Here is an 11,816-nt window from a genome sequence, read left to right as displayed (position 1 = left end):
TCGCCTTTCGGCGAGCCCCGGGATGACATCGAGGGTTTCAAATCTCGGCAGCGGATCGAAACAGGCCATGCGAATCGCGCTTCCCCTCTCCCACGGGAGAGGGGAAGCCTATCATTCCCGAAGCAGCGTCCTCACGCCGCCGTGGTCATCCCCGCCTCGTTGCGCTTCACGTCGTAGCGGTCGAGCATCATCAGCTTGTGCCAGACCTTGACGAAGTCGCGCACGAACCGGTCCTGCCCGTCGCGGCCGGCATAGATCTCGGCGACGGCCCGGAGCTGCGCGTTCGCGCCGAAGACGAGGTCGCAGCGCGTCGCCGTGAACTTCGTCGCGCCGGTCTGCCGGTCGTCGAGGGTGAAGGCCAGGCCGGCCGCGTCCGTCTTCTTCCACTCGTAGTCCATGCTGGTGAGCACGGTGAAGAAGTCGTTGGTGAGCACGCCGACGCGGTCGGTGAAGACGCCGTGGCGTCCGCCGTCATGGTTCAGGTTGAGCGCCCGCAGGCCCCCGGTCAGCGCCACCCATTCGGGGGCGGTGAGCGCGAGCAGGTTCGCCTTGTCGAGGAAGACCTGCTCGGGGGCGACGCGTCCTCCCGTGATCTCGGCAAAGGACGGATCGACGTAGTTGCGGAAGCCGTCGACGACGGGCTTGAGCCACTCGAAGCTGTCCTCGTCGGTGAGTTCCGGGGTCGTGTCCATCCGGCCCGGGACGAACGGCACCGCCACGGGCGTACCGGCGTCCTTGGCCGCCTGCTCGACCGCGGCGCAGCCGCCGAGCACGATCAGGTCGGCGAGCGAGACCTTCTTGCCCCCGGCCGCCTTGCCGTTGAACCCCGCCATGATGCCGCGCAAGGCCTCGATCACCGGCAGGGTGCGCCGGTTGACGGCCCAGCCCGATTGCGGGGCGAGCGCCAGCCGGGCGCCGTTGGCGCCGCCGCGCTTGTCGCTGTTGCGGTAGGTCGAGACCGACGAGAACGCCGTGAAGGCGAGGTCGGAGACCGACAGGCCGGCGCCCAGAATCTCCGCCTTCAGGGCGGCGATGTCGGCTTCGTCCACCAGCGGGTGGTCGACCGGCGGGATCGGGTCCTGCCAGAGGAGGTCGTCCTCGATCCTGGTCTCCGGCCCGACGTAGCGCTCCTTCGGGCCCATGTCGCGGTGGGTCAGCTTGTACCAGGCCTTGGAGAATTGCAGCGTGAAGTAGTCGAAGTCGGACAGGAACTTCTCGCAGATCGCGCGGTAGACCGGGTCGGTCTTGAGCGCGATGTCGCTCGTCATCATCATCAGCGGGTGGGACTGGCCCGGGATGTGGGCGTCGGGCGTCCTCGGTGCGTCAGGATCGACCGGCTCCCATTGCAGGGCGCCGGCGGGGCTGCGGGTCTGCTTCCACTCGAACTTGAACAGGTTCTCGAGGTAGCTGTTGTCCCAGGTCGTCGGATCCTGCGTCCACGAGCCCTCGATGCCGTTGGTCATGGTGTTCTCGGCGGCGCCCGTCCCTTGCGGGTTGTGCCAGCCCAGCCCCATCGCCTCGATCGGGGCGATCTCCGGCGGCGGGCCGATCCGGTCGGCCTTGACCATGCCGTGGCTCTTGCCGAAGGCGTGGCCGCCGGCGATCAGCGCCACGGTCTCCTCGTCGTTCATCGCCATGCGGGTGAAGGTGACGCGGATGTCGCGGGCCGAGCCCATCGGGTCGCCGTTGGCGTAGGGCCCTTCCGGATTGACGTAGATCAGCGACTGGTGCGACGCCGCGAGCGGGTTCTCGAGATCGTAATCGGCCTCGCCGTTCTTGCCCCGCCAGCGCTTGTCGCGGTTGACCATCTCGTCGAACGACTTGACGTTGGTCGGGTCCCACAGCTCAGGGCCCCAATAGGTCGCGTTGTCGGCCTCCCAGGCATCCTCGCGGCCGCCGGCGAAGCCGTAGGTCGGGAAGTTCATGATCTCGAGGGCGATGTTGCCGGTCAGCACCATCAGGTCGGCCCAGGACAGGGCGCTGCCGTATTTCTGCTTGATCGGCCAGAGCAGGCGGCGCGACTTGTCGGTGTTGCCGTTGTCCCACCAGCTGCTGATCGGCGCGAAGCGCTGCAGGCCCTGGCCGGCGCCGCCGCGCCCGTCGGCGATGCGGTAGGTGCCGGCGGAGTGCCAGGCCATGCGGATCATCTGCGGGCCGTAATTGCCGTAATCCGACGGCCACCAGGCTACCGATGTGGTCAGGAACTGCTTGATGTCGCTCTTCAGCGCCTCGTAATCGAGCGACGCGAAGGCCGCGCGGTAATCGAACTCGGCCCCGAGCGGGTTCGCCTGCGGGCCGTTCTGGTGCAGCGTCTCGACGCGCAGGCGGTCCGGATACCAGTTCTCGAGGGTGGGCGGCGTGCCGAGCGCACCGCCGACGCGGTCGCCGCCGAAGGGGCACTTGCCCGACAGGACGTCTTGATAGGTTTCCACGTCGTCGCTCCTCCTGAGCCGATCGCGCGCCGCGATCGCGATGGGCCAGCATGCGCCGTCCGGCTGCGCAGGGCGCGCCGTTCAGGCAGCATCCGCCGATCCGGAATGGCGCACTATACTCATGCTGAGTATCTGAACATGGTCGCAATGTCCGGCTGTGGACGGATCGATCCACGGCGCCGACTTGGACAAGCGACCCTTCATCCCGAACTCGACACGATCATACGGTGCGCCGACGCAGATAGGCGCCGCTTCCGCTGCGACCACTCCATTCGCATTCACCGCGTCACGGCGTCTCGGAGGGGGTGGTTCGGGCACGGGCCTTCGTGCGCGAGGGCGTCGCAGCCTGTGATCGCTCACCCTGACGGCCTGTCAGATTGGCCCGACCGGTCGTGACACCCGCCCTGTCATCCCGGCGCCGCGAAGCGGAACCCGGGATCCATATCCGCTGACGGATCAGGATGAGAGAACGCGATGCGCTCACTTCTCCAGCGTCAGCGGCTATGGATCCCGGGTTCTCGACTTCGTCGAGCCCCGGGATGACGTGGAGAGTTGGCAGCCGGTGGGCCGAATCAATTGACGCCGTCCATCAAACAAGCACTCACCCCTTTGCCACCGTGAACCCCGCCCGCGGGAAGTGCAGGTGCAGCGCTCCCACCTGCGGGTCGTCGCGGCGGATGACGATCTCGTCCGCGCTCACGGCGACGAGCCGGCCCTCGACCGGCACCCGGGCGAAGTCGTCCGGCGTCACCGTCACGGCGTCGCCGGGGGCCGCCGCGACGAGGTCCGGCACCGCGTTGACCGCCTCGACCGGGGCCGGCTCCGCTTCCCGCGCCGCCTCCAGGGCCGCCTCGGCGCTCGTCTCCCGCGGTCGGCCGTGCCCGAGGCCGGCGACCCGCTCCATCCAGCCGTGAATGGTCTGGAGCCCGAGCAGCCGGTCGACCGCCCCGGCCCGCTCGCCGCCGCGCATCAGCCAGAGGAGATGGTAATGCGCCAGGTCCGCCGCCCCAGGCTTGTCCCCGCCGAGGAAGCGGCGGCCGTCCGCCAGCGCCTGCGTGAGCCAGGCGGCCCAGGAAGCGACCCGCTGGGCGTTGCGGGCGAAGTCCGGCTCCATCGCGGCGTGGCTGATGTCGACGTAGAGGTAGTCGTCCTTGCGGTCGCGCAGGAAAGCCTCCGGCAGGTCGCCGGCGAAATGCACCGTGATGCCGATGACTGCGAGCCAGAGGTCCCGTTCGAGGCCGTAGGTCAGGCCCTCCGTCAGCGCGGGACCCAGGGTCGGGTACAGGCTGGGCTCGGGGTGCAGACGCTCCAGCGCCGGCAGGATCGCGTGGGTGTCGCAGTAGATGTCGGCGCCGACCTGCAGCACCGGGATGCGCCGGTAGCCGCCGGAGAGCGGATCGAGGAGCGGGCGCGGCGGCATCATCGCGACGTCGACCGAGCCCCAGTCGAGCCCCTTGAGCCCGAGGGCGAGGCGGACCTTCTCGGCGTAGGGCGAGAAGGCGTAGTGGTGCAGGATGATCTGGGGCGTGGACATGCGGACATCTCCGGGGATGGAGGACAGGGGTCTCACGCCGGGAGGGCGCCGACCTGCTTCAGGAGGCCGAGATTGTCGAGGAGCCCCCAATGCTCGATCAGGCGCCCGTCGACGATGCGAAAGAGGTCCATCACCGCGATGTCGATGCTCTTGCCGCTGGCGGGAAGCCCCATCAGGTCCCCCGTATGGCGGCCCTGGAAACGCAGGCGGACCAGCACCCTGTCGCCCTCGGCGATCACCTCGTCGATCGGCAGTCGCATCTCGGTGACGCCGCCATGCAGCACCTCGCCGAGGCGGCGCACGCCCTCGGGGCCGTGCACGGCGAAGGTCAGGCCCGGATCGTGGCGCACGAATTCGGGCGCGATGTGCCGCCGCCACCACGCCTCGTCCCGTTCGAGGAAGGCGGTGAAGTAGGCGCGGGCGAGGTCCTTGTTGGCGTCGGTCGGCATGGCGTTCTCCCCGGATGCGCGTGCGCCGTCGAGGCGCTGCGGCATACATGATTTATTTGTGCGCAACCGATCGGGTCGGGATCCGTTCCGGTCGGGCGGTCGCATCCTCGCACAGGGGGTGACGAGGAGGAATGCCCCCGGTGCCGGAACGGCGGGTGGGACCTCGAACCCGACGGGCCCCTTTGCCCAGCCCACTCCCGGCCCAATCGGTCACCGCCCCTCGCGACGCATTCGATCCGGCCGGCCTTGTCGGCGCCGACCGGTCGACGCTCCGTCAGGGCCGGGCGTCGAGGAACTCCAGCACCCCGGCCTTGTGCACCTTGTCGCCGACCGCGAGGTTGTGGTCGCGGTTGGGGATGTCGAGGGCCTTGGCCTCCGGGATCAGGGCGGCGAGCGCCGGGCCCGAGCCGGCCACGGTGTCGGTGGTGCCGACGGCGACCAGGACCGGAACCTCGATCTGCGCGACCTCGGCCCGCGACAGGGTCTGGCGCGAGCCGCGCATGCAGGCGGCAAGCGCCCGCAGGTCGCTGCCGGTCTGCTCGGCGAAGACCCGGAACATCCGCGCCGTCGGCTCGGTGACGGCGTCGCGGGAGGGCGCCTCCATCGCCTCCGAGATGCCGGCCGGCAGGCCCCGCCCCTCGACGAGGTGGATGCCCAGCCCCCCCAGCAGCGCCGAGCGGACGCGGCCGGGATGGGCGAGCGCCAGGAAGGCGGTGATCCGCGCGCCCATCGAGTAGCCCATCACGTCGGCGCGGGGGATGTCGAGGTGGTCGAGGAGCCGGCGGGCATCCTCGGCCATCAGGTCCGAGCCGTAGGCCTCCGGGTCGTAGAGCTTGCCGCTGCGGCCATGGCCGCGATTGTCGAGGGCGATCACCCGCCGCCCGGCGGTCGTCAGGCTGCGCACCCAGGAGGTGTTGACCCAGTTGACGGCGTGGTTCGACGCGAAGCCGTGGATCAGCAGGATCGGCTCGCCCGCGCCCTCCTTCGGCGGAACGTCGATATAGGCGATCGAGACGCCGTCCGAATCGAAGGTCTGCATGGCGATGGGGCTCCCGCGCGAGGTCGGACGCGGGCTTAGAGCACGGCCCGATCGCGTTGCAATCGGGCCGTGCTCTCGGTTTTTTATTTTGCCGCATTTTCTTCGACGAACCGGTATCCACTTCGTCGGAAAATGCTTTCGCTCAGGCGCAGGCCGGCCCGCAACGCGGACAGGGGTGCCCGCGTCAGGCGACCACCGCCGCCGGCGCGGCGAGCCCCGGCCGCCGGCCGGCCCGCGGGCCGTCCTCGGCCTCGTCGGAAAACCACGTCACGGTGGCGCGCAGGCCCTGCTCCAGCGGCACCCGGGGGGCCCAGCCGAGCAGGGCGCCGGCGCGGGCGATGTCGGGCCGGCGCCGGCGCGGATCGTCGACGGGCAGGGGATGGTTGACCACCGTCGCGGTCGAGCCGGTGAGGGCGAGCACCCGGCGCACCAGGTCCGACACCGTCAGCTCGACCGGGTTGCCGAGATTGACCGCGCCGATGTCCCGGGCCTCGGCCGGGTGCTCCATCAGCCGGTGGAGCCCGTCGATCAGGTCGTCGACGTAGCAGAAGGAGCGGGTCTGGCTGCCGTCGCCGTAGACCGTGACGTCGTCGCCGGCCAGCGCCTGGCAGATCACGTTCGAGACCACCCGGCCGTCGTCGGCGCGCATCCGCGGCCCGTAGGTGTTGAAGATGCGGGCCACCCGCACGGCGGCCCGGCCGGCCCGGGCGTAGTCGGCGCAGAGCGTCTCGGCGGCCCGCTTGCCCTCGTCGTAGCAGGCGCGGGGACCCGTCGGATTGACGTGGCCCCAGTAGCCCTCGGCCTGCGGGTGCATCTCCGGGTCGCCGTAGATCTCGGAGGTCGAGGCCTGGAGCAGGCGTGCGCCGCTCTCCTCGGCGGCCAGCAGCAGGTGACGGGTGCCGAGCACGCTGGTGAGCAGCGTGTGCTCCGGGTCGGCCTGGTAATGCGGCGGCGAGGCCGGGCAGGCGAGGTTGTAGATCCGGGAAAAGCGCTGGCGCCTGAGCCGGGCCGGCAGGGGCTGCACCACGTCGTGGGTGACGAGGTCGAAGCGCGGCTCGCGCTCGAGATGGCGCAGGTTGCGCCGCCGCCCGGTGCCGAAATGGTCGAGGCAGACCACCTCGTGCCCCTCCGCCAGGAGCCGGTCGCACAGGTGAGACCCCAGGAACCCCGCGCCGCCGGCGACCAGGACGAGCGTGCTCTCGCGGTGTCTCATGCGGTCGATCCTCTCCAGGCTGGCCGGGCGACGACCGCCCGGGGCGCCCGTTCGGCGCCGCGGACCCGGGATCTTCGTTCCTGGATCCGCACCCGCACACAACGCGTCGCTCCCGCGCCTCGTTGCGATACAGGGTGTGAGTATTTTAGGGTGCGGCGCGGAGGCCGCCAGCCCCCGCTTCGTGCAAGGTGGCCTCTTGCAAGGCGGCTTCGAGTTCCGCCGCCCGGCAGGCGGCGGTGTGACGGGACAGGACCCGGGCGCGGGCGGAATCGGCCTGGGCCGTCCGGGTGGCCTCGTCCCGGCTGTTCAGGATCGCCAGCACCGCCTCGGGCCCCTCCGCCACCAGGATCTCGCGGCCGGGGGTGAGCACGGTGTCGAGCCCGTCCCAGGAATCGGAGATCAGCGGCGTGCCGCAGGCGGCGGCCTCGAACAGGCGTACGCTCGGGCTGTAGCCGGCGGCGATCATGTCGGCGCGGGTGACGTTCAGGGTGTAGCGGCTGGCGGCGTAGAAGGCCGGGTGGTCGGCCGGCGCGACGTGGTCGAGGCGCGCGACGTTCGGGGGCCAGTCGATCCCGTCCGGATATTGCGGCCCGGCGACCGCGAAGGCGAGGTGCGGCGCGCGGCGCGCCGGCTCGATCAGGAGCCGCTCCAGGGTCGGCTGCCGGTCGGGGCTGTAGGTGCCGAGATAGCTGAGGTCGTAGCGCAGGAGCGCCGGGACCGGGGCGTAGCGCGCCGGATCGACCGAGCAGTACAGCGCCCGGGCCATCGGGGCGCCGTGCTCGCGCTCCAGCCGCCCCAGGGTCGGGCCGCCGGTGAAGGAGAGGTAGAGGTCGTAGGACCGGATCAGCTCCGGCGTGAGGTATTCGTGGTCGCCGCGGGCGAGCTTGGCCAGCGTCACCGGGGTGTCGATGTCGTAGAAGGCGGCGACGGCGTTCGCCCGGTGGGCGGCCCGGATCGCCATCTGCCCGACCGCGACCCCGTCCGGCACGTAGGAGCCGACCATCACCGCGTCGGCGGCGTCCAGCCGCGGCGCCAGGTCGGCGAGTTCGGCGAGGTCCCGGTAGAGCACGAGGTCGCAGTAGCCCGGATCCGCGAGGTCGCGGTGGGCGGCGTACCAGGGCACGTCGCGCTCCAGGAAGGTGACCCGATGGCCGCGGGCGGCGAAGGCCTTGAGCAGCGCCCGGTAGGTCGTGGCATGGCCGTTGCCCCAGGACGAGGACAGGCTCAGGCCCAGCACCACGAGGTCGAGGGGCCGGCTCACGCGGCACTCCCCCGGCGGGCCGACAGCGCCCGGCGCAGCAGCGCGTCGACCTCGGCGCCGCGGCGCGCATAGGTGTGCTCGGACAGGATGCGCCGGCGCGCCGCCGCCCCGATCGCCCGCGCCCGCTCCTCCGTCAGCGCCTCGACATGGGCGGCGACGTCGCGCCCGTCGCGGGCGACCAGCACCTCGGTGCCCTCGTCGAGGAACATCTCGAGGCCGGTCCAGGCATCGGTGATCAGGCAGGCGCCGGCGCCGGCGGCCTCGAACACCCGGGTCGCCGGGGACCAGCCGGTGGCGGCCATCGAATCGCGGGCGATGTTGAGCACGGCCCGGGGCGAGGTGTTGAAGGCGTTGTGGTCCGCCGTCGGCACGTGGCCGATGCGGCGCACGTTGTCGGGGAGGCTTCGCCACTCCCAGCCGTTGCCGCCGATGAGGAAGCGCCGCTCCGGCAGGCTCGCGGCGGGATTGAGGAAAAACTCCTCCACCCGCGCCTCGCGGTCGGGCAGGCGGTTGCCCAGGAAGGCGAGGTCGGCGGAGAACCGGCTTTGCGCCGGCACCGGGTGATGGGTGTCGGGATCGAGCGCGTTGTAGATCGGTACGCAGGCCCTGGCCCCGAAGCCGCGATAGGCCTCCACCACCGGCGGCCCACCGCCATAGGTCAGCACGAGGTCGAGGTCCGGCAGCACCCGCCGCAGCGGGTGGTCGGGGGAGGCGCCGATCTCGGCGAGCGTCGCCGGCGCGTCGACGTCCCAGAACAGCCGCACCGCGTCGGGCCGGGCCGTCCGCGCCAGCTCGACGAGCAGCAGGTCGTCGAAGACGCCGACGCCGGAGGCCTTGACCACCACGTCGGCCGACGCCGCCTCGGCGATCACGCCCCGAGCCGCCGCCTCGGTGGCGGGGTAGACGACCACCCTCGCCCAGTCCGGCGGGTCGATGTCGCGGTGCTGCTGGCGCTCGAAGGCGTCGGGCTCGTAGAAGGTCGTGCGCCAGCCCCGGCCGGCGAGATCGCGGATCAGGCCGCGGTAGTAGGTGGCGGCGCCGTTCCAGTAGGCGGAGAGCAGGCTGGAGCCGTAGAAGGCGAGGCTGGGCATGCGGCGCGGGGGTCTCCCTCTTGCGCATCGCGCACCCGCGATGCTCCCTGTCTGTATGTCCAGATGGCGGAGCGGCGTCGTTTGGCAAATCCCGCCGCCCGAAAGAAACCCGGCGTCCCCGCCGCGTTGACACCGCGGGAGCCCCGGCCGATACCGCGCCCGGCTCCCGATGCGCAGACAGATCCTCAAGACCGCGACGATCATCGTCCACGACCTCGTGGCGACGGCCCTCGCCGTGCTCCTCACCTTCGTGATCCGGTTCGACGGGCCCCTGCTCGCCGAGCGGCTCGCCCATCTGCCGGTGCTGCTGCCGCCCTTCGTGGCCTGCGCCGGCCTGGTCTATCGCGCCTTCGGGCTCTACCGGACCAAGTGGCGCTTCGCCTCGCTGCCGGACCTCGCCAACATCGTGCGCGCCGTGGCGGTGCTCACGCTGCTGCTGCTGGTGCTCGACTACGTGCTGGTCTCGCCGGTCGCGTTCGGCATCTACTTCTTCGGCAAGATCGCCATCGGTCTCTACTTCGTCCTGCAGGTTTTTCTGCTCGGCGGGCCGCGACTGGCGTTCCGCTACCTGAAATACAGCCGCTCGCGCCAGAGCGCGGCGCGCGCCGCCAGCACGCCGACGCTGCTGATCGGGCGCGGCCACGACATCGAGGTGGTGCTCCGCGCGATCGAATCGGGCGCGGTGCGCAAGCTCGACCCGAGGGGCATCCTCTCGCCCCGGGCCGAGGAGCAGGGCCAGACCATGCGCGGCGTGCCGGTGCTCGGGGCCGTCTCCGACCTCGACGCGGTGGTGGCGGGCCTCGCCGCCCGCGGCGTGCCGATCCGCCGCCTCGTCGCCACGCCGAGCGCGCTCGCGCCGGAGGCCGAGCCCGAGGCGCTGATCGCGAAGGCGCGCCGCCTCGGCCTGCCGCTCGCGCGCGTCACGAGCCTCGGCGTTGCCGGCCGCGGGGCGGAGCTCGCCCCGATCGAGATCGAGGACCTGCTGCTGCGCCCGACCGTCGCCATCGACCGGCCGCGGCTGGAGCACTTCCTCACCGGGCAGCGGATCGTCGTCACGGGCGGCGGCGGCTCGATCGGCTCGGAGATCTGCGCCCGCGCCGTGGCCTTCGGGGCGAGCGCCGTGCTGGTGCTGGAGAGTTCCGAGCCCGCCCTGCACGGGGTGCTCAGCCGTCCCGGCCTCTCCGGCCAGGAGGGCGTCAGCGGCGTCATCGCCGATATCCGCGACCGGGACCGGATGATCCGGGTGCTCGAGGACTTCCGGCCCGACTACGTCTTCCACGCCGCGGCGCTGAAGCAGGTGCCCTACCTGGAGCGGGACTGGAGCGAAGGCATCAAGACCAACGTCTTCGGCTCGGTCAACGTCGCCGACGCGACGCTGGCGGCCGGCGCCAAGGCGCTGGTGATGATCTCGACCGACAAGGCGATCGAGCCGGTGTCGCAGCTCGGCGTCACCAAGCGCTTCGCCGAGATGTACGCCCAGGCCCTCGATGCCGGCCGCGGGCCGACCGAGACCCGCCTCGTCGCGGTGCGCTTCGGCAACGTGCTGGGCTCGGTCGGCTCGGTGGTGCCGGTGTTCAAGGCGCAGATCGCCCGCGGCGGCCCGGTCACGCTGACCCATCCCGACATGGTGCGCTACTTCATGACGGTGCGCGAGGCCGCCGACCTCGTGCTCACCGCCGCCTCCCACGCCGACCGCGAGGCCCGCGCACCCGGCGCCGGCGACCAGCGCGCCGCCGTCTACGTGCTCAAGATGGGCCAGCCGGTGCGGATCCGCGACCTCGCCGAGCGGATGATCCGGCTCGCCGGCTTCGAGCCCGGCGAGGACATCGACGTCGTCGTCACCGGCGCCCGCCCGGGCGAGCGGCTCAACGAGATCCTGTTCGCCCGCGACGAGCCGATGGTGAACCTCGAAGGGATCGACGGGGTGATGGCGGCCAAGCCCGTCTTCGCCGACCGCGCCCAGCTCGCCGCCTGGCTCGACCGCTTGGCGGCGGCCGTGGCGGCCGACGACCGGGCGGCGGCCGACCAGGTGTTCGGCGAGGCGATTCCCGACTTCCTGCACCGGGCCGGCCACGCGGGCGAGGCCGCGCCCCTCTCCCGCGCGGGATAGGGCCTCGTCGACGAGGCGGATGCCGGTTCGTCGACGTTGGGGCAAAGCAGAGCCCTTTCGATCCGATCGGCGACACCGATACCCTCCTCGGCATCAGGGCGGCGCAGCGGAGCCCGGAGGCCAGACTCGCGGATGGTTCAGGATAGGGCACGGTACACGACAGTGACGCGAGCGCCTAACTCGCGTGAGGAGGCCGATATGACACCCTCCTCGTCATCCCGGGGCCGTGGAGCGGAACCCAAGATCCATAACCGCTGATGACCGAGGATGAGTCGGAACGCTCTCCGCCTCGTCCTATAACCTCATCGGGTATGGATCCCGGGTTCTCGACTTTGTCGAGCCCCGGGATGTTGGGGTGGACGGCCCCCGCCGGCATCATAAGTGCCAGGTTGAGGTCGTCTGACACCCAACCGAGGAGACCGTCCGTGACGCAGATTAGCATCATCGGCCTGGACATCGCCAAGTCCGTCTTCCAGTTCGAGGCCCAGGACGCGCAGGGCTCCGTGGTGAGCACCGAGCGCGTCTCGCGCGACAAGCTGCTGCCGGCGCTCAAGAAGATCCCCGCCACCATCGTGGCGATGGAGGCCTGCGCCACCGCCCATCACTGGGCGCGCCAGATCCGGGCTCTGGGCCACGAGGTGCGCCTGCTGCCGCCGGCCTACGTCAAGCCGTTCGTCCAGCGCAACA

The 11,816-nt window shown here is 71.2% G+C and carries 8 protein-coding genes and 1 pseudogene; 2 read left to right on the top strand and 7 right to left on the bottom strand.

What is annotated here, in order from left to right:
• Positions 1 to 131: 131 nt before the first annotated feature.
• The 7 genes from katG to BM430_RS14765 all read right to left on the bottom strand — a co-directional run bounded on the left by katG (position 132) and on the right by BM430_RS14765 (position 9,019).
• Entirely contained in the window at positions 132 to 2,432 is a 2,301-nt protein-coding gene (katG, locus tag BM430_RS14795; RefSeq protein ID WP_093568029.1) for a catalase/peroxidase HPI, read from the bottom strand.
• 601 nt (positions 2,433 to 3,033) lie between these two features.
• Positions 3,034 to 3,966 carry a glutathione S-transferase family protein gene (locus BM430_RS14790; RefSeq protein WP_093568028.1) on the bottom strand — a complete coding sequence of 311 codons (933 nt, stop codon included), beginning with the start codon at positions 3,964 to 3,966 and terminating at the stop codon, positions 3,034 to 3,036.
• 32 nt (positions 3,967 to 3,998) lie between these two features.
• Positions 3,999 to 4,415 carry an ester cyclase gene (locus BM430_RS14785; protein WP_093568027.1) on the bottom strand — a complete coding sequence of 139 codons (417 nt, stop codon included), beginning with the start codon at positions 4,413 to 4,415 and terminating at the stop codon, positions 3,999 to 4,001.
• A 274-nt stretch (positions 4,416 to 4,689) separates the two neighbouring features.
• Complete coding sequence (locus tag BM430_RS14780; RefSeq protein WP_093568026.1) at positions 4,690 to 5,454, bottom strand: alpha/beta fold hydrolase; 765 nt, start codon at positions 5,452 to 5,454, stop codon at positions 4,690 to 4,692.
• A 184-nt stretch (positions 5,455 to 5,638) separates the two neighbouring features.
• Positions 5,639 to 6,667: a UDP-glucuronic acid decarboxylase family protein gene (locus BM430_RS14775; protein ID WP_093568025.1), complete on the bottom strand. Its 1,029-nt coding sequence runs from the start codon at positions 6,665 to 6,667 to the stop codon at positions 5,639 to 5,641.
• A 145-nt stretch (positions 6,668 to 6,812) separates the two neighbouring features.
• A complete protein-coding gene (locus BM430_RS14770) occupies positions 6,813 to 7,928 on the bottom strand; it encodes a CgeB family protein (protein WP_093568024.1) in 1,116 nt (371 codons plus the stop codon).
• A complete protein-coding gene (locus BM430_RS14765; RefSeq protein WP_093568023.1) occupies positions 7,925 to 9,019 on the bottom strand; it encodes a CgeB family protein in 1,095 nt (364 codons plus the stop codon). Before BM430_RS14765 ends, BM430_RS14770 begins: the two co-directional genes overlap by 4 nt.
• Positions 9,020 to 9,188: 169 nt before the next feature.
• Here BM430_RS14765 and BM430_RS14760 point away from each other — a divergent pair, with 169 nt between their 5' ends.
• Both BM430_RS14760 and BM430_RS14755 read left to right on the top strand, forming a co-directional pair.
• Positions 9,189 to 11,129, top strand: coding sequence for an SDR family NAD(P)-dependent oxidoreductase (locus tag BM430_RS14760; protein WP_093568022.1), 1,941 nt, complete (start codon positions 9,189 to 9,191; stop codon positions 11,127 to 11,129).
• Positions 11,130 to 11,554: 425 nt separating this feature from the next.
• A pseudogene (locus BM430_RS14755) lies at positions 11,555 to 11,816 on the top strand (IS110 family transposase); the annotation flags it as partial.

The organism is Methylobacterium sp. 174MFSha1.1, from assembly GCF_900116815.1.
GTDB lineage: Bacteria > Pseudomonadota > Alphaproteobacteria > Rhizobiales > Beijerinckiaceae > Methylobacterium.
This window is presented reverse-complemented; position numbering and strand designations above follow the sequence as displayed.